Consider the following 21,203-nt stretch of genomic DNA (forward strand, 5'->3'; position numbering starts at 1 on the left):
AGTCAATCCAAGCGTTATGCGTTTCTTCAATTGCGCATTATCAAACACCGAAACGACGCGACACAACACACCCACAGCCGCTACTCGGCCGCTACTCGGCCACAGCCCGAATCACCTCCAGGAAGCGCTCGCCGTATCGTTTCATCTTGACCTCGCCCACACCGCTGATGGCGAGCATCTGGGAATTGGTCGTCGGCTGTGCTCGGGCCATGTCGCGCAAGGTCTTGTCGCTGAACACGATGTACGGCGGTTTGCCGATTTCGCGCGCGATGGCCATGCGCAGATCGCGCAGCTTCTGGAACAGCCGTTCTTCCGGACCGTCCAGTTCCTGGATTCCCGAGTCCTGACCGCCCAGCACCGAGCCGTCGCCTTCCTCCGAGGTCCGACCGAACGCAGAACGACTAGAGGGCTTGCGGTTGATGCGTTTCATCTCGTAGTGGAATCCAGGCTGCGCGGTTTCGGCCGCCCTGGCGCCGAACATGACGATTGGCATGTTGCCTTCGGTGATGTGAAGGAATCCATCCGCCACCATCTGGTTGAACACGTCCCGTATCTGCGCTTCCGAAATGTTGCGTAGCATGCCGTACGTGCTCAGGGTTTCCGGGTTCCACACCGCAAGGTCCTTCGCTTTCGAACCGCGCAGGATCTTGACGATCTTGCCCATGCCGACCATCTGCCGCACGTCGTGCACGCACATGCTGATGGCGCGGGCTATGTCGCTCACGTCCACGGTTTCGAAGGTCTGCCCGCAGTTGGCGCATCCGCCTTGGCAGGTGCCGGCGTTCGGTGCGACCTGTTCACCGAAATACCGTGTCATGTAGGTGTGCAGGCATTCGGTGGTGCGGCAGTAGCCGACCATGGCATCAAGCAGACGCCGCTTCGAGATACGCACCGCCTCCTGTTCTTCGGGGGTGAGCCTGCTGTTCTCATAATCGGAGTCCATCAGACGGCGGCGCGTGACCACGTCGGATTCGTTCCACAGCAGCGTGCATCGGCTCGGTTCGCCGTCGCGCCCCGCACGCCCGGCCTCCTGGTAGTAGGCCTCGATGCTTTCGGGCATGTTGTGATGGATCACATAGCGCACGTTCGACTTGTCGATGCCCATGCCGAACGCGTTGGTCGCGACGACCACGGGCACACGGTCGGTGACGAAATCACGCTGCGCCTGGCCGCGCGCTTCCGGCAGCATGCCACCGTGGTAGGCGACGGCAACGCGCCCCAGCTTAGTTTCGTTCCCACTGGCTTCGTTCCCTCCGGCTTCGGCCCCTCCGGCTTCGGCCCCGCGCAATACGGGAACGGTGCGGTTGAGCGAGGCGGCGAGCACTTCGGTTTCCTTGCGCGTGGCGCAGTAGACGATGCCGGATTCGCTGGGGTGACTGGCCACGTAACGTGCGATCCAGGGCGTTTTGTTTTTGGTGCTGAGTTTGAGGATGTCGAAGTAGAGGTTCGGACGGTCGAAGCCGGTGACGGTGATGCTTGGATCGGCAAGTCCGAGGATGGAGATGATGTCTCGGCGGACGCGTTCGGTCGCGGTTGCGGTGAAGGCGGCGACGGTGGGGCGCGTGGGCAGGTGGGCGATGAAGTCGCCGATGCCGAGATACGAGGAGCGGAAGTCCTGGCCCCATTGGGATACGCAGTGCGCCTCGTCCACGGCCACCATGGAGATGGGCGTGCGTGTGGCGAAGTTCAGGAACTGCTGTGTTTCCAAGCGTTCGGGGGCGACGTACAGGAGTTTGGCCTGACCGTTGGCGGCCATGGCCAGGGCGAGTTCCTGCTGGTCGGGCGTTTGCATGCCGTTGACGAATACGGCGGGGATGCCCACGTCATTCAATGCGTCGACCTGATCCTGCATGAGGGAGATGAGCGGTGAGATGACGATGGATACGCCGGGGAGAATGGTGGCTGGGATCTGGTAGCAGATGGATTTGCCTGCGCCGGTGGGCATGACGCCGAGCACATCGCGACCGCTGAGCAGGGCGTTGACTATTCCCGCCTGCCCCGGGCGGAACGATTCGTAGCCGAAATACCGTTGAAGCGCGTCCAGTGCGCGTGGGTCCCCTTGTTCGTTCATACGGCTCAGTGTAACAACAGGCGCTATCTTTGCGGGATGGGCGGGTAGATGGTCTGTGCAGGAGGGGTGGGGATGGCGGGCTTGAGTGTGCGAGGTATGACGAACCGTACGCATTTTCCTAAATCGTCCCGCAGAAAACGGGATCGATGTGATGCTTGCTCCAAAACTGGACTCCAGCTTTCAAGACGTGGGTCGCCCTCACTTCCTCTGCCCGCGCTTCCTGCGTTCCCTTCTGTCGATTCTACGGGATTCGATGACGCTCCCCACTAGCTCCCAAGAAGACATGAGGAACATGAGGATGGCGGCAATCGCCATGACGGGCGAGTTGTCGAGGAACACATACATGAGGACCGGGATTAACGCGGAGGCGATGATGTCGATGGGGATATCGATGATGCTGTCGGTCTGCCATTCAAGCAGTAAGCCGACGATGTAGCATTGCGCGGGGATGAGGACCCCGAGGACGAAGAACACGAGCAGGATGTAGAAGCCGGTGATGAACGTCCCGCCCACAAGGTCGCCTATGAACTTGCTGGTGAACCAGTTGATTGCCGCAGCTATCGAGTGGCCCAGCGGGGACATGTCCAGCAGCACCAGCCCCGTGAGTACCGCGAGGAAGATGCCTATGATGATGCCACCTAGGATTACCAGAAACGTCATTTTGCTTTCTCCTTTTGCGTCCAAGTCAAACTGCCCGCATCCTGCATATGCGGATGCACTTGGATAAACCGGACAAAAACGCAAATGGATTGGTACGGATCTTCGGGAACTGCGAGCGGGGAAAAGATGGCGGAGATGCCAAAGACAGTCCCGCCGAATAAGCCATGCCACATAATCTGCTTGGGGTCTTCGACGACTGTTCCTGATATAAAAAAATCCCCGCATGCGCGGGGAACACTACAGGCAAGTGTGCGCGGCAGACAGCGCTTTGGGATCATCCCCACATGTGCGGGGAGCACGCTGCAGGCTCGTTCACTTCAATCTACACGCTTATCGATGCGCCGCCTGGAGCTGTTTCACATGCTGTCTGCGAATTTTCTTATCGGTGATATTGAGCGCTTGGAGCTTCTGCGTGATGCTTTCAATGTCAAGGCCGCAGGAAACAGCCTTCTCGGAGCTAATCGTCTCGAATAAGTGTTGCTTAATTTTCCGTTAGCTACACTTATCGCGATAAGTGTAGCTTAAGTCACTCGTTAGCTACACTTATTCGGATAAATGTAGCTAAGCAGTATGTATAAGCTACAGATATTGATGCTTGTTCATCAGCAGAAAGACTGATTCAGGAAAGTATCATCAGCAACGACTGCTCTCAGAAGTAATTCTGCGCATTGTATCAAAGCCGTGAAGTCCGCCTTTGGCAAATCCTGTCTAATCTGTCATTGCCGACCATTTCGCCCTCGTCCAAACAAATGCTCGAAAAGCATGTCACCCGCTTCTTCCTCATCGAGCACGCCCATTTCGTATTCTTCGAGAATCAGATTTGTCTTGGCCATTCGTTCACGAGCATCGGGTGGAATAACAAATGCGCCTTCTGCACTTGCATCACAGGCAATAGCGGCAGGCATCTCAATTATCTCCAAATCTCCAATACCTTCTGGCATAGTGCCGTCAGAATACGACACGACAATTTGCTCACCACCCCCATTCAAATCGGGAATATGGCACAAGCCGGTACCATCATTCAACTGAACATACTCACCCATTTCTGGTTCACCATTGCGCGTAAAACGGCACATACGCAAATGTTCCAATATTTAGTCATCCTCTCCGATGGCTCAACCGCATACCCGCAGTCCAATCCTGCCGTATGCGTACCGCAATTTATTTCCTGACAAAATCAGGCTACCTCAAATAGTCACTACATAGAAGCATTCTGACGTTTCGCTTAGAAACAATGCAGTAAGCAAATAGTACGATGCTTCATCGTTGCACTGCACTAAATGGCTATTTACTCGAATATCTGAAGACCTATGCCAAAAATCTTTATTGCGAGTACGAGAATGACAAAAATTCAATTTTGCCTCGTAAGTGGCGTTGGGTGAAGATTGACGAGATTGCTGATATGGTTTGTCGCGGAATTGCTCCCAAATACAGCAACGCATCTGATGAAGTTGTCCTCGGACAGACCTGCGTTCGAAACAATCTGGTTCTTGTGGAGAACGGTAGAACACATATCCCTGGCAAAATAACAGAAAAATGGCTGGAAAAATATGATTTGCTTATTAACTCCACTGGCGTCGGTTCGCTTGGAAGAACAGCACAAGTATGGTTTGAACCTAAAAAATTAGTGGCTGATTCTCATGTAACAATTGTTCGCGCCACCGACCCTCGGTATGCCCTATATCTAGGTTTTTGGGCGTTCAAGCACGAAAAATACATTGAGTCTTTGCACACAGGCAGTACGGGACAGACAGAGCTGCCTCGCGATTATGTTAAAACAATGAGACTGGTGCTTCCGGACGATGAAACATTAGATAGATTCAACAAAATTGCCGCTCCTATTGTTGAGCACATTGTTGCGAATCAGAGGGAAAACAAATGGCTGAAAGAAATCCGTGATAGGTTGCTTCCCAAACTCATGTCAGGAGAAATTGACGTATCTAAGATTGATCTCGCTCGGCTAAATAGCCATTTAGCTTAGCGTTTATGGCTATCTTTTGAAAAATGACCTCGAAGAATTCTTCAACCTTTGACCGAGATTCTGAATCAAGAACAGGAACTCGAAGAGCCTTAAGACGATCCGTTGACAATTTGCCAGCACCTATCCCTGTCGTTTCCAGCATAGCGGTAATATCAGGCTCAAGGGAGCGTAGCGCAAAGAAAAGATAACGGTTACTAATACCAGCCTGTTTCGAGACTAGGCACTTGATATCTTGATTATATGCAACATCCCTAGCCGCAATTACCAATGGAATACGCTTGAATAAACCACTACCTCTCGTAAGCAATAAGAGACTCCCTTTTCTTGCGAGCCGGCTACCTGCTTTAAGGCCTTCAGTAGTAATACATAAATCACTTGTGCTGACCGCATCACCCACGAGAGTTTTTGCACTAATCCATGGAATATTACCGTTCCAATATATTTGAGTTTTCTTACTTGGAGTGCCTCCTGATTCAAAAGTAGCCAAATCGCCAAGAGGAATCCACTTGACCTCACATCCCATACCCAATTGCCTCCAGATTCTTCTTGATTTGCTCTTGCAGACGGTTGGATTCCTCAAAGCACTTGGAAATCTCGCCAGTAAGGCGCTTCATTTTCTCATCAAATGGTTCACCGTCATCTTCGGTTTCGGCTATGCCGACATATCGACCTGGCGTAAGAATGTAATCCTGTTTGGCTATATCCTCAATCGTGGCAATGGCAGAAAAGCCCTTTTCCTCTTTCAAAGTCCCATCACGGAACGCGTCAAAAGCTCCTGACACCTTAGCGATGTCTTCATCGGTGAACTCACGCAGTTTACGAGAAACCATGGTTCCCATGTCCCTCGCGTCGATGAATAGCGTCTTGCCCGGCTGAGCTTTTTTATTCGTGATTATCCACAAACTAACCGGAATACCCGTGCTATAGAAAAGCTTATCCGGCATAGCAATAATGCCTTCAACCAGATCCTTTTCGACAATCTTGGCACGGATATCGCCTTCACCATTCGTCTGACTGGATAAAGCACCATTAGCCAGTACCAAACCGATGCGGCCTCCGGTCGGCTGCAAGTGGTGAATCATATGCTGTATCCACGCGAAGTTGGCATTGCCCTCCGGTGGAATACCGTATTCCCATCTCGGGTCTTCTTTAAGCTTATCCCCTCCCCAATCTTTCAGATTAAACGGCGGATTAGCGAGGATGAAATCGAACCTTTCATTCTTATGCAAATCATTAAAGAACGTATCCGCATTCTGTCTACCCAAATCAGCGTCAATGCCACGAATAGCGAGATTCATGGTCGCCATTTTCCAAGTAGTGGGATTGCTTTCCTGCCCGTACACAGACAGATCGGAAATCTTACCTTGATGCTGCTCGACAAACTTGGCCGACTGCACAAACATGCCACCAGAACCACAGCAGGGATCGTAAACCCGCCCATGGTAAGGCTCAATAATCTCGACCAATGTTTTCACAATGCAGGCCGGCGTATAGAACTCTCCAGCATTCTTGCCTTCGGCTTCCGCGAACTTGGCCAAGCAATACTCATAGGTACGGCCGAGAATATCTCTGCTGTCACCTTTATCCGCCATCTTCACATTGGTGAACAGGTCTACAACTTCGCCCAAGCGCCGCTTATCAAGCTCCTGACGGGCAAAATTCTTGGGGAGAATATTCTTCAGCTTATCGTTCTCCGCTTCAATCGAACGCATCGCCTCATCGATTACCTTGCCAATCTCCGGAGTATGCGCTGCCGCGGCAATCACATCCCATCGAGCGTTCTCCGGCACGAAGAAGATATTCTCAGCCGTGTACTCGTCACGGTCCTCTTCAAAGCCCTCCCCTTCTTCAACCAGCGCTTGGTGCTTCTGATCGAACTTATCGGAGATGTACTTCAAAAAAATCAGGCCAAGAACAACGTTCTTGTATTCCGAAGCATCGATGTTGCCGCGCAGCTTATCCGCGGCTTTCCAAATCTGCTCCTCGAAGCCGATTTCCGCCGTATTATCGCTTTTCTTCTTCGCCATATCCTGTTCCTACTCTTCGATCTTGGTATCAGCCCACAGTTCGCATTGCTTCATGACAGTATCCATGGCATCATCGACGCCTTCAGGCGGATACTTGTATTTCCGCAATAAACGCTTGATCGCACGCCGCATTCCGGCACGAGCGCTTTCCTTCTTCTGCCAGTCAATTGTGGCGCTTCTCTGCATGGTTTCAGTCAACTCACGCGCAATAGCGACCAACTGATCATTGCTATAGAAATCCTTGACCGCTTGAGGCTTGGTAATGGCATCATAGAATGCCATTTCCTCATCATTCAGCCCAAGTTTCTGAGCATCATCGCGATCTTTCATAATGTCACGAGCCATTTGAAGAAGCTCTTCAATGACCTGCGCATTAGTCAGCATGCCATTGAGATAGGAGTTCAACGTACTTTGCAGCATCTCACTGAACTTCTGCGCTTTGACCACGCTGGTCCGCTGATAAGCACGAACCTTTTCCTTGATAAGTCGCTTCAGACTCTCGACGGCGATGTTCTTTTCCTTCATGCCAGCGATTTCCTGAAGGAACGCTTCATCGAACAGAGAAATCTCAACGCTGTTCTTGTCGAAAAGGTTAATCACGCCATCGGCGTGAACGGTCTGCTCAAGGATGTCGCTTACGCGCTTGTTGAATTCGGCGTAGGTCATGCCTCCGCCACCATTGCCCTTACGCCCGGTAAGGCGAAGTACCTGAACACGCAAAACCGACAAATAAGCCGCTTCGTGCTGGTCCTTTTCGGAAACCATGCTCTTGCATAGGCTCAATGCCTGGTTCATCAGCTGGCATTGCTTGAGGAAGTTTTCGGTATCTTCATGGCGCTTCGGCTCAAGCAACCAGTCAGCACCCTCGGCAATCGCGTCAGCTAAAGCTTCACGACTATTCGTAAAAATCAACTTTTTATAGTCGAAGCCATACATAAGGTCACGACATACGTCGAGCTTTTCAACGAATTTCGGGTAAGCCGTCGCGGCAATATCCATATTGCCGTAATTATGCTGATCTCGATTCGTGTAGTCCTTCATCGCTCGCTTAAGAGCACCGGCGATGCCTATATAGTCGACTACCAGACCGCCTTCCTTGCCCTTGCAAACGCGATTCACTCGGGCAATGGCCTGCATGAGGTTATGTCCCTTCATCGGCTTGAAGACGTACATGGTTGACAGGCTTGGCACATCAAAGCCTGTAAGCCACATATCTACGACAATGGCGATCTTCAATGGATCGTTATCATCTTTGAACTTCCGTTCCATCTCCTTCTTATGCGTGCTGCCTCCACACACATCGAACCATTCCTCGGGATCCTGATTCGACATGGTCATTACCACGCCGATTTTCTCTTTCCATTCAGGGCGCAATTCCAAAATCTTGTAATAGATTTTCATTGCAATCGGACGACTATACGCAACAATAAGAGCCTTGCCCGCAAGCACATCAGCGCGGTTGTTCTCATAATGGTCAACAATGTCACGGCAGAGCGCATCGATGGTTTCCGGTGTATCGAAGATCGCATCAAGCCCGCCCAAATCGTGTTTTGACTTCTCGATGCTTGCTTCATCTGCCTGATCGGCGAATTCCCTGTAAGCGGCGTCAATTCGTCCAAGGGCTCCCTCATCCAGGTGCAGCGCAACGACTCGGCTCTCATAATAGACCGGTTTGGTTGACTCATCTTCAACTGATTGAGTCATGTCGTACACATCGATGTAGTCACCGAAAATCTCACGGGTATTACGATCATCCGTCGAAATAGGGGTACCCGTAAAACCGATATAGGAGGCATTCGGCAAGGCCTTACGGACCATACGAGCCGCGCCAATACTCACTTTGCCATTCTCATCAATGGTTTCTGTGAGTCCATATTGGCCTCGGTGGGCCTCATCCACCATGACAATAACGTTGCTCCGGTCACATAGCGGTTCATCTCCATCAGAGAATTTCTGCATGGTGGTGAAGACAATACCGTTAGCTTCCCGCCCCTCCAGTAATTCCTTCAGATTCTGCCGACTTTCGGCTTGCACCGCCTGCTGACGCAGGAAATTCGCGCATCTGGTGAATTGTCCAAACAACTGGTCATCCAGATCATTGCGATCCGTGATGACCACAATTGTTGGACTCTCCAAATATTTTTGAATCAAATGTGCGAAAAACACCATCGACAGGGACTTGCCACTCCCCTGGGTATGCCAGAACACTCCGATTTTGCCATCTCCAGCAACCGCATCCTGAGTACGAACAATAGCCTTTTTCACAGCAAAATACTGATGATATGCGCCAAGAATTTTGATTATTTTTTCAGAAGTATCGTTAAAGCACACGAAATTCTGAATAATATCCAACAACCTTGCTTTTGGCAGCATCCCATCAAGCATGGTCTTCCACGAAGCGTTTTTTGTTTCGGAATAGTCACCATCGACAGACTTCCACGCCACATAACGATCCTCATCTGCGGTAATGGTGCCAACTCTGGTTTCAGCCATATCGCTCATTACACAAAACACATTCGGTACAAACATGCTCGGAATCTGTTTCATATACTGGCGTAATTGCAAATACGCGTCAGACGCATTGGTCTCTTCACGAGACGGTGATTTAAGTTCGAAAATGACCAGCGGCATACCATTCACGAAAATGATCACATCAGGACGTTTCTCCGAATATTCAATAAAAGTCCACTGATTCACAACATGAAAAGTATTATTTTCAGGATTATCGAAATCCAATAGACGAACTATATCGTCTTTCTCCTGTTTGCCGTCGTAGAAATGTACTTCAATTCCAGACTGCAGGTACTCAGTAAAAATCTCATTACGCTGTTCAAGACTGCCACCTTCAACATTGCTGATCTTAAGAATCGCCTCATCAATGGCAGCCTGCGGGAGCCCTTTATTAATGCGCCTCAGAGATTCCGAAAGGATGCCCGGAAGAAACACATCCCGGTAATCATCAGAAGTACGAAGAATATTGGGGCCATAAAGATGCTCATACCCTAATTTCTCTTCCAGATGTTCAATAATCGTCTGCTCATACCAATCTTCGTTGAGGGGAGGCTTGGAAAACGAAAACTCCTCGACGTTTGACAATGACGCACTCATTAGCTCCCCCTAATCTATTTACGAGGCTCTGCCGATATAACAACACCGTTATGCATGGATTCTAGCATTAGCTCGGCAGTCAAAAGCTTCCATTCCTAGCGCCACGCCCAAATAATTCTTTTACTATATTTCGCGATTCAACATTATCGTTCCTTGTTCTCCCAATCAGCATAGGTGCCGCCGTCTTCAGTCTTCCATTCGATTCGACCATTTGCACTTGCTCGTCCTCGAACAAAGGCAGCAGCATCAGAAGGAGACGTGAATTGCACATCTCTAGTCAGAACCAATAATCCTTCATCATCAGCAGCTATCACGCCACTGTTAAAAAGCTGCTCACGCCGCCGCTTCCTGGATTCGAACTGTTTAAGTGTGCCCTCAGTGACATCCTTCTTCTGCGTAGTTTTCGGCGCAATCTTAGAACCTTTCAATACTGTAAATTCGCCATCGATAATCTGCGCATAGGCAGTACAATCATATTTTTTTATATACAGATGAAATACCGGAAGATCGGTCTGACTCTCAGAAGCCACAGGACCGTTATTCTCAGCTGAACGGCCACGAAACACTTCCACCCCAAGCACCGGAAGAATCGTCAAAAATTCCTTGATGAAATGATGCATGTCCGAAGCATCCGCCTCCGGCAAGTCTGCTCCGCCCGTCGGCTCATTACCGTTTTCAAGAGGAATACGCCCAATTTCTTTAGCACGCTGAATAAGCTGCGCTTCAATGTAACGGGCATGCGCACTGGTCAGATTGCCGTCTTTCGAAGTAACAAACACCACATCGTTCCAAAAAGCTTTCTTCTTCTCATGCTGCCTAAGCCGGTTCGCAATATTGTCAGTTTCGCCGATGTATGCAAGCGGATTCCCGGCTTTATCGGCACCAAGAAGGATATAAACACCGGTCCGCTGCGCTTCTTCACGCTGACAAATTCGACTGAGCTCGCTGCGACTGCCCTTAAGCACATGACCGGTCCAGTTCAGAATCTCTGCCGTCACTAGACCACCGAAAGTTCCATCAATCAAGAACAGACTGATGTGCTTGCCCTCCGCCATAGAACCTTCCTTTCTTCGCGGCAATTGTATAGATTTGATCAATTCAAAACGCGCAGCGCCGTAGCAAAAATGAAAATTATACGAATCCCGCCCACAAGCGATAATGGCGTATACAGGATCAAAGGAGCGCACCATGCAACTGGGTATAACGGGAAACATCGATTCCGAAGAGGGCGTTTCCTCGCCCAACAATCTGCTGTTCCTCGGCTTCCATGGCTATGGCAACGACGAATCCGAGATGGTTCGCATCATCAATGCGATTTGCGGCACCAACGACGCCGACAGTGCCAACGGTACCAACAGCTACGGCACCTCTGCTCCCGACGACAACACCGCAACCGCCAGCAGCACCGGCAACACCGCAACCACTCCCGTCCACTCCCCCATCACCCGCCGAACCAACTATCTTTCGTTCCGCGCACCGCATGCGCGCCCGTATATCGGCGGTCATTACTGGTACCCGGACGGCTGCTCGGTCAGCGAGCGCCGCCGTGCGTGCACCGAGATTGGCGATAGCGTCGTGAAGCTGTTGGACACTCCGGCGTTCGGGCGGTTTCGCAAGGTGCTGATTGGCTTTTCGCAGGGTGGCTATCTGTCGTATCGCATGGTTGCGGAGCATCCTGACGTGTTTGATGCCGCGATTCTGCTCAGCCCGTCGTTTAAGGGCGAGGCGGCCAGTGAACCGCCTGCAACCCGTACTCGGTTCGCATTGTGTTATGGCACTGCCGATCATACGATTCCCGCCGCCGATCAGCAGTGTGCGCGGGCGAAGCTCACGGCGACAGGCAACTGCACGGTTTTCGAATATCCTGGTATGGCTCATGCCGTCTGCGATCAGGAAATCGCCGATTTGCGCGCTTGGCTGGAACTGTAGCCGCTGCTTCTTAGCGTATGCGTGATGTCAATCAACGAGTTCGGCGAGATCCTGTAGTCGCAGTATTCGCCCGTGCCGGGTTTCGAAATGTTCGTCACCGCCATATACCAGGATTCTGTGATCCGTATCCACGCCCATGCCGTCGGCTAATTTGTCGATGTTCGCCCACGCGTGCACGTCATATGTGCTGGATGCCTTCACTTCAATCACGTACTGGGGCTTTCCGCCTTTTTCAAGAATGAAATCGATCTCCAGACCTTTGTTATCACGCCAATAGTACAGTTTCGGTTCCTTGCCACGCATGTAGTACTGCTTGATGATCTCCACCACCACTGCGTTTTCGAACAGTCCTCCCCACATATCGCCGTCTCGCAATTCGTCGGCTGATTCATATCCGTTCAGGTAGGACGCAAGCCCGGTGTCGTAGAAATATGTCTTTGGTGATTTCACGAGCTGTTTGCCGTAGTTCTTGTAGTACGGCATCATTCGGAACGCGATGAAGCTTGATTCAAGCACCGACATCCAGTCGGAAGCCGTCTGACGGCTAATGTTACATGCTTCCGCGAAACTTGATGGATTGAACATTTTGCCGCACTGGTGGGAGGCGAAATGCACGAATCGATCAAAGGCTGCGATTTTGCGTACGCCAAGCTCATTGCGGATATCACGTTCCACATAAGTGGAGAAGTAATCGCGATAGAAATTCGAAACGCGAATATTACCGTCGTAGAGACGCGGGTATCCGCCCCGGAATACCCAATGCGCATTGTCCGATTTGTCGTTTTCCGTGGTCAATTCGGAATAGGCGAACGGAAGCAGGTAGCGCACCGCGACACGACCCGCTAAAGTCTGCGAAATGGTCTTCATCAACAGAAAATTCTGCGATCCGGTCAGCACGAATTGCCCTGGCTCGTTGCTTGTGTCAACGACTTCCTGCAGATAGGAAAAAAGTTCCGGAGTGTTCTGCGCTTCATCGAAAATCACATGATTGCCATGCCGTTTCAAAAAGAAACGTGGATCGTCCGCGAACTCGCTGCGGATATCGGGATTTTCCAGCGTCACATATTCATAATCCGGAAAACAGACGCGTGCAAGTGTTATTTTGCCACTCTGCCGAGGGCCGGTAATAGTGACTACAGGCATCTCTTTCGAGGAGCGCATGATTTCCTGTTCCAGACCACGTGAAATTACCGTCATTGCAAGCTTTCTCCCATAGCTACTTTACATTTCCTACCAATGCTACTTTACATTTCTTACCATCCCTACTTTACATTTCTTACCAATCCTACTTGACACTTTTTACCATTCCTACTTTACATTTCCTACCGTCGCTACTTTACATTTTCTACCTAGCCAACAGTGGAAATCAGGCAAGGATTCATAGCGCACACGGCCAGAAAAAGACAATGCACCCACGCATAATCCACACCCAGCAACCGCCACCAGAAAAAAGGAAAAAGCCGGGAGCCGGACCCTGCGGGCATAATCCCACAGAAGTCCGCCTCCCGGCAACGCGACTGCTTCTCAATTACTACTGTTTCTGTGTGCTTGACTCACATGAACGTCATGAGAACCACTCGCTCGACGATTCGCATCATACGCATGCCCCGCAACAGCAGGCCGTCATGCGTATGCGCGAATCAAGTCCGGATTGAGCCCGCGTGAGCTTGCACGGACTTATGCCCATGCAAGCTCATGGTCTTCAGGCTACAATGCAGGCCGTGCTTCAGGCCTTGGCGACCTCCACGCTCAGCTCGGAGCCTTCGGCACCGGCTTCCACGCTCACGCTGTCGGCGGAGGTGTCGTGCGCCACCAGATCCTTGAACTGTTCGATCTTCGCCACGTCACCGGCCGGAACGGTCAGCTTCAGCGTGATGCGGTCGGAGATCTCCAGGCCGGCGGCCTTGCGGGCTTCCTGCACGGCGCGGATCGCGTCGCGGGCGTAGCCTTCGGCCAGCAGGTCGTCGTTCAGTTCGGTGTCGAGGATCACGAAGCCACCGGTCGGCAGTGCGGCGGACACGGAGTTCGCAGCCTCCTGCGCGTCCTTCTCCTCCACGCGGTTGATCAGCTCGTATTCGCCTTCCTCAAGCGCGATCTCGCCGTTTGGGGTCTCGCACACCGGCACGCCGGCGGCGTCCACATGCCAGGCGCCGCTCTTGGACGCCTTGATGGCGAACTGCACGTCCTTACGCAGGCGCTTGCCGGCCACACGCGCGTTCACGCGCAGCTCGTTCACGATCTTCAGACCCTGGGAGCCGGCGTCCTCCAGCGTGCAGAATTCGATGTCCTTCACGTTGAGCTCGCCCTTCAGCACGTCGCTGTATGCGGCGACGGCATCCGGGTTCTCGACCACCACGGTCAGCTTGGCGAGCGGCTGGCGCACGCGGATCTGCTTGGCCTTACGCATCGACAGCGTGCCGGACACGACCTCGCGCACCTTCTCCATCGCGTCCACCAGCTTGGCATCGTCCTGCAGCACGGCACCCAGCTCGGTGGTCTCGCCGGTCTTCTCGTCGGCAAGGAACGGCCAGTCGGCCAGATGCACGGATTCGCCACCGGTCAGGCCGCGCCACACGGCTTCGGCCTCCATCGGAGCCAACGGAGCCAGCACGCGCATGAAGGTTTCCAGCACGGTGTACAGCGTGTTGAACGCGTTCTCGTCGCCGGCGCCGAAACGCTCACGGTTGTTGCGGATGTACCAGTTGGTCAGCACGTCGATGAAGTCGCTCGCCGCATCGCACGCGTCGGAGATGTAGAAGTTGTCCAGCGCATGCTGGGTCTTCTCCACCAGGCGGCGCAGACGGGCCAGCAGGTAGCGGTCCATTTCCGGCAGACCGGCCACTTCGTCGGCGCGAAGCTTGCGCGCGTCATACCCGGTAGCGTTCGCGTACAGGGTGAAGAAGTAGTAGGAGCTCCACACCGGCAGCATCACCTGGCGCACGGTGTCGCGGATGCCGTCGGCGGTCACGATCAGGTTGCCGCCGCGCAGAATCGGCGAGCTCATGAGGAACCAGCGCATGGCGTCGGAACCGAAGTCGTTGAACACGCCGTTCACGTCCGGGTAGTTGCGCAGGTGCTTACTCATCTTCTGGCCGTCGGAGCCGAGCACGATGCCGTGGCAGATCACGTTCTTGAACGCCGGCCTGTCGAACAGGGCGGTGGCCATGATGTGCAGTACGTAGAACCAGCCACGGGTCTGGCCGATGTACTCCACGATGTAGTCGCACGGGAAGTGCTGTTCGAAGGTTTCCTTGTTCTCGAACGGGTAATGGTACTGGGCGAAGCTCATGGAGCCGGATTCGAACCAGCAGTCCATCACGTCGCTGATGCGGTGCATGTGGCTCTTGCCGGTCGGATCGTCCGGGTTGACGCGGGTCAGCTCGTCGATGTACGGACGGTGCATGTTGATGTTGCCGTCCTTGTCGCGCGGATAGTCGCCGAAATCGGCCTTGAGCTCGTCCAGCGAACCGTACACGTCCACGCGCGGGTACTTCGGATCGTCCGAAACCCACACCGGGATCGGGGAGCCCCAGAAGCGGTTGCGGGAGATGGACCAGTCGCGCGCGTTCTCCAGCCACTTGCCGAACTGGCCGTTCTTCACGTTGCCCGGGATCCAGTTGATCTGCTGGTTGAGTTCGAGCAGACGATCCTTGATCTTGGTCACGGACACGAACCAGGAGCTGACCGGCTTGTAGATCAGCGGGGTGGCGCAACGCCAGCAGTGCGGGTAGGAGTGCACGTAGCTCTTCTCCTGGAAGAGGATGGCGCGCTGCTCTTCGGGGATGCGGGCCAGCGGGCCGTCGCCGGCACGCAGGTTGCGCAGGATCGGCTTATTCGCGTCGAACACGTACATGCCCTCATAATCCGGGCACAGCGACGTGAACTTGCAGCCCGCGTCGAGCACGTCCACGCTCTTGATGCCCTTGGCGTTGAGCGTGTTCATATCGTCCTCGCCGTAGGGAGCCTGATGCACCAGGCCGGTACCCTCAACGGTGTCGACGTAATCGGCGGTGAAGATCTGATAGCCTTCCGGACCCGGTACCTTGCCTTCCACGGCGTTCTCGTCACCGGCGAAGTACGGGAAGACCGGGTAGTAGCGCCAGCCTTCCATCTCGGAGCCCTTGAGCTCGCGCACGATCTCGTAGTTCTCGCCGAGTTCCTTCTCGTAGGAGCCAAGCAGCGGCTTGCCGAGGTAGAACTTCTTGCCGGCGAACTTGCCTTCGGTCGGGCGTACCTCGACGTAATCAATGTCGGCACCGACCACAATGGCGAAGTTGGTCGGGACGGTCCACGGCGTAGTGGTCCAGAAGACGGCGTAGGCGTCCTCCTCGTCGCGCAGCTTCACAGCCACGGACACGGTGGTGTCCTGACGATCCTGGTACACGTCCGCATCCATGCGCAGCTCGTGCGCGCTCAGCGGGGTCTGGTCCTTCGGGCAGTACGGCAGCACACGGTAGCCCTGGTATGCCAGGCCCTTGTCGTACAGCTGCTTGAACGCCCACATCACGGATTCCATGTACGGAATGTTCAGGGTCTTGTAGCCATGCTCGAAATCGACCCAACGGGCCTGACGGTGGACGTAATCCTTCCACTCGTTGGTGTACTTGAGCACGGAGGCACGGCAGGCGTCGTTGAACTTGTCGATGCCCATTTCCTTGACCTGGTCGACGGAATCGATGCCCAGCTCCTTCTGAGCCTCAAGCTCAGCCGGCAGACCGTGGGTATCCCAACCGAACACGCGGTTGACCTTATGACCCTTCATGGTCTGGTAGCGCGGGATGACGTCCTTGGCGTAGCCGGTCAGCAGGTGGCCATAGTGCGGCAGGCCGTTGGCGAACGGCGGGCCGTCGAAGAACACGAATTCGTTCTGGCTGTGATCGCCGGACGGACGGCGGTCGATGGACTTCTGGAAAGTGTTGTCCTTATCCCAGTAGTCGAGCACGGACTCCTCCAGCTTGGGGAAGCTGGGGTTCGGCGCGACGTTGGCGCTCTGCTCGCCGGCAGCAGCCTTCGGATACACATGATTGGTGGATTCGCTCACCGTATGCTCCTCGTCACTTATCACTTCGTTGGCATATGTACGAGGACGATCTGCCGGATTCCCGGCCTACCGCGGTACCACCTCGCTTGCCACAGCCGGCCGTTGCTTACCGCAACACCGCGTGACCGCTTGATGCTCGGCTGTGTCGGGCCGATCCCGTCGGTTCTACTAGGCCGGACCGCTTGCCTCATCGGTTCGCAATCCACGCCGTTCTTCCGAAAGCTCCCCGCTGATAACGGATCGATGCTTTGTAGCGTGTTGTCGCTTTCGCGTTTCAGCGCTTTACTGTACCACGCCGTGCGAACCGAACAGATCGCGCTTGCAAGGATTGGACACCCGTGCCGCACACCGCTCCCCCATGCATGCCGCATCGTCTTGAACTCGAGACAACAAACCGTTGCGACACGCCGGTAATTGACATTCCGCCCGAAGCGGGCTTAATCTAACACTCGCTTCGGGCGGTTGGCGCAGAGGTAGCGCACTTCCCTGACACGGAAGGGGTCACAAGTTCGAATCTTGTATCGCCCACGCGAAGCGGATGAGAAGCTCACGAGAGTGAGCGGAACATCCCGCGGGTGATTGGCGCAGCGGCTAGCGCACTTCCTTCACACGGAAGGGGTCGTAGGTTCGATTCCTACATCACCCACTGAATTTCTGCTTCTCACGGCAGAAATTCGTTGCGGACATAGCTTAGTTGGTAAAGCGCAACCTTGCCAAGGTTGAGACCGCGGGTTCGAGTCCCGTTGTCCGCTCCACTACGAAAGGCTCCCATCTGGGAGTCTTTTCTGTTACTTGGGAACCTCGTGAGACTACACTGCTAGTAAATGCGATGCGCATAGCACCGCTCATGCAACAGTACAACACCCAAGGATGGCAATGATGGCAGACTCAGCACACACTCATTCCCAAGCAAACCAAACCAATGAAAGCGCCACTGGCACACCCGCGCCATTTCCTGAAATCACACCGGCCATGCTGCGGAACGCCGAAGCCTGGACGGAAACCGACGGCGACTTGGAAGGCCTCTCCCCCGAACAAACCATCGGGATAAAAGGCATGCGCTACGGCTCCATCCTGTGCGACACCCCGCGTTCCGAACTCTGGCACACGCCGGAAGGCATCGACACCATCGCCGACATCCCCTACCTGCCAGACGGCGGCTACGACAAGGCATCAGGCCAATGCCGCGGCCATCTGCTCGACCTCTACCTGCCGCACGACGCCGTGGTACGCGGCGGCAAGACGCTGCCCGTATACATCGACATCCACGGCGGCGGATTCACCTACGGATACAAGGAACTGAACCGCAACTTCAACGTGCATCTGGCCGATCAGGGATTCGCCGTGTTCTCGTTGAGCTACCGCCCCGCACCCCAGACCGATCTGCGCGGGCAATTGGCCGACGTGCAGTCGGCGTTGCGTTGGATCACAGCGCATCTGGCCGATTACCCGGTCGATCCGAACGCGATATTCCTGACCGGAGACTCGGCAGGCGGCGCGTTGACCATGCTGACGCTCGCCATCGAAAACAATGCCGAAGCCGCAGCCGCATTCGGCGTGGACGAACCGAGCGGCATCGGATTCGCCGGCGCCGCCCCGGTGTGCGGCACATACAGTCTCGCCTCAGCTGCAACGGTCGCCGCGACCTACGGCAAGGCAGGCTCCATGTACGACCCCTCCGACCGCGAGCGCCTTGAGCACATGCTGGGCGCGGACTTCTTCGCCGGTCTTGACGCCGCAGATCCGAAGTTCCTGACGGTTGAGGGACTGGTGGAAAACGTTGATTTTCCACCGTTGTTCATCACCACGTGCAGTGATGATTTTCTGGAGGCGGATAATCTTGCGCTGGCTTGCGCATTGTCTCGCAAGGGTGCGGATTTCGAATTGTACGATCCGAAGCCGAAGCGGCATGAGTCGTTGGGGCACGTGTTTGTGACCGGCATGCCGTGGCTGCCGGAAAGCGTCGAGTGCTTGAAGCGCATTCGTCGTTTCTCGTATGACCGCTGCTGAGCGGTTCCCGGCTTGCGCCGGCCAATACGCTCTCCCTATAACACATTTTTCACATTGGCACAGGCACGGGAGGCAGCGGCAAGAAAGCATCTCGAATGCCGTCAGACTCTGGCAAAGATTCAATCTCGCTCATTGGTGCCTCTATATATCAGCCATGGCACGGCTCTCGAATTATTCGGCATGACCGCCACCATGAACTATCTCCCTACCTACAATCCCAATCAGGTACGGTGATGGCCGTGTCGGGAGTCACGCATGCGTGGCTTCCGACACGGCCATCACCGTATTCGCCTAAAGCATCGGCTCTTCATGTACAACGAGCTGAACGGCTCCCGTTTACTCCAGTTCCACGGCTCCCGTGTACAGCTGGTAGTATTCGCCCTTCTGTGCGATGAGCTCGTCGTGCGAGCCGCGTTCGATGATACGGCCATGGTCGAGCACCATGATCACATCGGAGTTGCGCACGGTGGACAGGCGGTGTGCGATCACGAACACGGTGCGCCCCTTCATGAGGTTGTCCATGCCGGCCTGTACCACTTCCTCGGTGCGGGTGTCGATGGAGGACGTCGCCTCGTCCAGAATCATGGCGGGCGGGTCGGCCACGGCGGCGCGCGCGATGGAGATCAGCTGGCGCTGGCCTTGGGACAGGCCTGAACCGTCGCCCTCAAGCACGGTCTGGTAGCCGTTGGGCAGCATGCGGATGAAGCTGTCCGCGTTGGTGAGCTTGGCGGCGGCGATGCATTCCTCGTCGGTGGCGTCGAGCCTGCCGTAGCGGATGTTGTCCATTACGGTGCCGGTGAACAGGTTCACGTCCTGCAGCACGATGCCGAGCGACTTGCGCAGGTCGGGCTTGCGGATGCCCTTGACGGAGATGCCGTCGTACAGGATCATGCCTTCCTGGATGTCGTAGAAACGGTTAATCAGGTTGGTCACCGTGGTCTTGCCGGCACCGGTGGCGCCGACGAGCGCGACCTTCTGGCCGGGCTTGGCGAACCAGGTGATGTCGTGCAGCACGGGCTTGTCCGGGTTGTAGCCGAAGGTCACGTCGGTGAATCGCACGTCGCCCTGCAGCAGGGTCAGGCGACCGTCCGGCGAGGTGATCGCGTTCTCGCGGGCCTTCCTCGCCACTTCCGCGGCCTTCGGGCTCAGTGACTGCGCGGCCTTCAGCGAGCGCGTGCCGTCGTCGCCTTCCTCACGCTTCCAGGCCCAGTGGCCGGTTTCGTGGTCCACTTCGGTCATGGTGCGGCCGTCCTCGCCGAGCTCGACGTTGACGAGCGTCACGGAACCGCCGTCGTCCTCGGGCTTCTCGTCCATCAACTGGAAGATGCGGGAAGCGCCGGCGAGCGCCATCATCACCATGTTGAACTGCATGGAGACCTGGCCGAGCGGGTTGACGAAGGAGCGCGACAGGGTCAGCAGGGAGACCAGGGTGCCGAGGGTGAGCTTTCCTGCGCCGGACAGGCCGAAGTTGCCCATGCCGGACAGTGCCATGGCACCGCCGACGATGGCGAGCAGGATGTAGAGGATGTAGCCCATGTTGCCCACGACCGGCATGGTCACGTTGCCCCAGGTGTTCGCTTCGGCGGAGGCGTGGAACAGTTCCTCGTTCTTCTCGTCGAAGGTCTTCTGCGTGGCGTCCTCGTGGTTGAAGACCTTGATGACCTTCTGGCCGTTGACGGATTCCTCGACGAAGGCGTTCACGTCGCCGATCCACATCTGCTGCTTGACGAAGTAGCGGCCGGATCGGGAGACGATGGCGCGCACGACCACGAACAGGATCACGGCGAACACGAGCACGAACACGGTGACCGGCACGGACAGCCACAGCATGGAGACCAGGGCGGCCAGCGCGGAGATCGCGGACGAGAACATCTGCGGGAAGGACTGGCTGATGGCCTGGCGCAGGGTGTCGGTGTCGTTGGTGTAGCGGCTCATGATGTCGCCGTGCTCGTTGGTGTCGAAGTAGCGGATTGGCAGGGTCTGCTGGTGGGCGAACATGTCGTCGCGGATCTTCTTCAGCGTGCCTTGTTCGACGGTGACGATGAGCCACTGCCACAGCCAGCTGCAGAAGGTGCCGGCCGCGTAGAGGCATGCCATCAGCGTCAGGGCACGCAGCAGCGGGTTCCAGTCGGGGTTCTTCACGCCGACCAGCGGCAGGATGTAGCTGTCGATCAGGGACTGCAGGAACAGTGCGGATCCGGCTTGTGCGGCCGCGCCGATCAGGATGCACAGCACGATCGCCACGACGTGCCACTTGTATTGGAAGATGTAGCCGAAGATGCGCTTGGTGGTTCCGGGTGCGGCTTTCTGCATCGGCGGCTTTGCGCCCGACTTGCCATCCGGCTTATTGCCCAGCTTGGCCTGCATGGTTTTCTC

The 21,203-nt window shown here is 55.0% G+C and carries 13 protein-coding genes and 3 tRNA genes; 6 read left to right on the forward strand and 10 right to left on the reverse strand.

The genetic code is table 11. The features are described 5' to 3' along the window. Nucleotides 1–91: 91 nt before the first annotated feature. The 3 genes from G1C98_RS06690 to G1C98_RS06700 all read right to left on the reverse strand — a co-directional run bounded on the left by G1C98_RS06690 (nucleotide 92) and on the right by G1C98_RS06700 (nucleotide 3,774). Entirely contained in the window at nucleotides 92–2,071 is a 1,980-nt protein-coding gene (locus G1C98_RS06690; protein WP_169080459.1) for a RecQ family ATP-dependent DNA helicase, read from the reverse strand. A 198-nt stretch (nucleotides 2,072–2,269) separates the two neighbouring features. Further along, nucleotides 2,270–2,731 (reverse strand): hypothetical protein, encoded by a 462-nt coding sequence (locus G1C98_RS06695; protein WP_169080460.1) that lies wholly within the window; start codon nucleotides 2,729–2,731, stop codon nucleotides 2,270–2,272. Between the two features lie 716 nt (nucleotides 2,732–3,447). Further along, the gene (locus tag G1C98_RS06700; protein ID WP_240944946.1) at nucleotides 3,448–3,774 is read right to left on the reverse strand and encodes a hypothetical protein; all 327 of its coding nucleotides are present in this window, start codon (nucleotides 3,772–3,774) and stop codon (nucleotides 3,448–3,450) included. Between the two features lie 212 nt (nucleotides 3,775–3,986). Between G1C98_RS06700 and G1C98_RS06705 the strand changes: the two genes are divergently transcribed. Further along, the gene (locus tag G1C98_RS06705) at nucleotides 3,987–4,712 is read left to right on the forward strand and encodes a restriction endonuclease subunit S domain-containing protein (protein ID WP_169080461.1); all 726 of its coding nucleotides are present in this window, start codon (nucleotides 3,987–3,989) and stop codon (nucleotides 4,710–4,712) included. Here G1C98_RS06705 and G1C98_RS06710 read toward each other — a convergent pair. The 4 genes from G1C98_RS06710 to G1C98_RS06725 all read right to left on the reverse strand — a co-directional run bounded on the left by G1C98_RS06710 (nucleotide 4,672) and on the right by G1C98_RS06725 (nucleotide 10,902). Then, entirely contained in the window at nucleotides 4,672–5,235 is a 564-nt protein-coding gene (locus G1C98_RS06710) for a restriction endonuclease subunit S (RefSeq protein WP_169080462.1), read from the reverse strand. The two genes, G1C98_RS06705 and G1C98_RS06710, sit on opposite strands and share 41 nt — an antisense overlap. Beyond that, nucleotides 5,225–6,739, reverse strand: coding sequence for a type I restriction-modification system subunit M (locus G1C98_RS06715; RefSeq protein ID WP_169080463.1), 1,515 nt, complete (start codon nucleotides 6,737–6,739; stop codon nucleotides 5,225–5,227). The genes G1C98_RS06710 and G1C98_RS06715 overlap by 11 nt, the downstream gene beginning before the upstream one ends. A 9-nt stretch (nucleotides 6,740–6,748) precedes the next feature. Next, complete coding sequence (locus G1C98_RS06720) at nucleotides 6,749–9,847, reverse strand: type I restriction endonuclease subunit R (RefSeq protein WP_169080464.1); 3,099 nt, start codon at nucleotides 9,845–9,847, stop codon at nucleotides 6,749–6,751. A 143-nt stretch (nucleotides 9,848–9,990) separates the two neighbouring features. After that, entirely contained in the window at nucleotides 9,991–10,902 is a 912-nt protein-coding gene (locus G1C98_RS06725; protein ID WP_169080465.1) for a GIY-YIG nuclease family protein, read from the reverse strand. A 133-nt stretch (nucleotides 10,903–11,035) separates the two neighbouring features. Here G1C98_RS06725 and G1C98_RS06730 point away from each other — a divergent pair, with 133 nt between their 5' ends. Further along, on the forward strand, nucleotides 11,036–11,776 hold the full coding sequence (locus tag G1C98_RS06730; RefSeq protein WP_169080466.1) for an alpha/beta hydrolase: 741 nt from the start codon (nucleotides 11,036–11,038) through the stop codon (nucleotides 11,774–11,776). Nucleotides 11,777–11,803: 27 nt separating this feature from the next. On the opposite strand, the gene G1C98_RS06735 is transcribed toward G1C98_RS06730, so the two are convergent. Together G1C98_RS06735 and ileS are read right to left on the reverse strand one after the other, a co-directional pair. Beyond that, entirely contained in the window at nucleotides 11,804–12,973 is a 1,170-nt protein-coding gene (locus tag G1C98_RS06735; RefSeq protein WP_169080467.1) for an ATP-binding protein, read from the reverse strand. A 529-nt stretch (nucleotides 12,974–13,502) separates the two neighbouring features. Next, nucleotides 13,503–16,817: a mupirocin-resistant isoleucine--tRNA ligase gene (gene ileS / locus G1C98_RS06740; protein WP_169080468.1), complete on the reverse strand. Its 3,315-nt coding sequence runs from the start codon at nucleotides 16,815–16,817 to the stop codon at nucleotides 13,503–13,505. A gap of 456 nt (nucleotides 16,818–17,273) precedes the next feature. Here ileS and G1C98_RS06745 point away from each other — a divergent pair. The 4 genes from G1C98_RS06745 to G1C98_RS06760 all read left to right on the forward strand — a co-directional run bounded on the left by G1C98_RS06745 (nucleotide 17,274) and on the right by G1C98_RS06760 (nucleotide 18,827). Then, nucleotides 17,274–17,345: transfer RNA gene (locus G1C98_RS06745), tRNA-Val, on the forward strand. A 45-nt stretch (nucleotides 17,346–17,390) separates the two neighbouring features. Continuing rightward, nucleotides 17,391–17,463 (forward strand) — tRNA-Val (locus G1C98_RS06750). Between the two features lie 33 nt (nucleotides 17,464–17,496). Next, nucleotides 17,497–17,572: transfer RNA gene (locus G1C98_RS06755), tRNA-Gly, on the forward strand. A gap of 217 nt (nucleotides 17,573–17,789) precedes the next feature. Further along, nucleotides 17,790–18,827 carry an alpha/beta hydrolase gene (locus G1C98_RS06760; protein ID WP_169080469.1) on the forward strand — a complete coding sequence of 346 codons (1,038 nt, stop codon included), beginning with the start codon at nucleotides 17,790–17,792 and terminating at the stop codon, nucleotides 18,825–18,827. 336 nt (nucleotides 18,828–19,163) lie between these two features. Here G1C98_RS06760 and G1C98_RS06765 read toward each other — a convergent pair whose 3' ends face one another. Beyond that, the gene (locus tag G1C98_RS06765; protein WP_205831932.1) at nucleotides 19,164–21,194 is read right to left on the reverse strand and encodes an ABC transporter ATP-binding protein; all 2,031 of its coding nucleotides are present in this window, start codon (nucleotides 21,192–21,194) and stop codon (nucleotides 19,164–19,166) included. Nucleotides 21,195–21,203 lie beyond the last annotated feature (9 nt).

This window comes from Bifidobacterium erythrocebi (genome assembly GCF_012932675.1).
Taxonomy (GTDB): Bacteria; Actinomycetota; Actinomycetes; order Actinomycetales; family Bifidobacteriaceae; genus Bifidobacterium; species Bifidobacterium erythrocebi.

What these genes read in the sequence shown, in the direction of transcription:
- G1C98_RS06690 (WP_169080459.1), bottom strand. Translation starts at nt 2,071, where the DNA reads ATGAACGAACAAGGGGACCCACGCGCACTGGACGCGCTTCAACGGTAT.
- G1C98_RS06695 (WP_169080460.1), bottom strand. Translation starts at nt 2,731, where the DNA reads ATGACGTTTCTGGTAATCCTAGGTGGCATCATCATAGGCATCTTCCTC.
- G1C98_RS06700 (WP_240944946.1), bottom strand. Translation starts at nt 3,774, where the DNA reads ATGGGTGAGTATGTTCAGTTGAATGATGGTACCGGCTTGTGCCATATT.
- G1C98_RS06705 (WP_169080461.1), top strand. Translation starts at nt 3,987, where the DNA reads ATGCTTCATCGTTGCACTGCACTAAATGGCTATTTACTCGAATATCTG.
- G1C98_RS06710 (WP_169080462.1), bottom strand. Translation starts at nt 5,235, where the DNA reads ATGGGATGTGAGGTCAAGTGGATTCCTCTTGGCGATTTGGCTACTTTT.
- G1C98_RS06715 (WP_169080463.1), bottom strand. Translation starts at nt 6,739, where the DNA reads ATGGCGAAGAAGAAAAGCGATAATACGGCGGAAATCGGCTTCGAGGAG.
- G1C98_RS06720 (WP_169080464.1), bottom strand. Translation starts at nt 9,847, where the DNA reads ATGAGTGCGTCATTGTCAAACGTCGAGGAGTTTTCGTTTTCCAAGCCT.
- G1C98_RS06725 (WP_169080465.1), bottom strand. Translation starts at nt 10,902, where the DNA reads ATGGCGGAGGGCAAGCACATCAGTCTGTTCTTGATTGATGGAACTTTC.
- G1C98_RS06730 (WP_169080466.1), top strand. Translation starts at nt 11,036, where the DNA reads ATGCAACTGGGTATAACGGGAAACATCGATTCCGAAGAGGGCGTTTCC.
- G1C98_RS06735 (WP_169080467.1), bottom strand. Translation starts at nt 12,973, where the DNA reads ATGACGGTAATTTCACGTGGTCTGGAACAGGAAATCATGCGCTCCTCG.
- G1C98_RS06760 (WP_169080469.1), top strand. Translation starts at nt 17,790, where the DNA reads ATGCTGCGGAACGCCGAAGCCTGGACGGAAACCGACGGCGACTTGGAA.
- G1C98_RS06765 (WP_205831932.1), bottom strand. Translation starts at nt 21,194, where the DNA reads ATGCAGGCCAAGCTGGGCAATAAGCCGGATGGCAAGTCGGGCGCAAAG.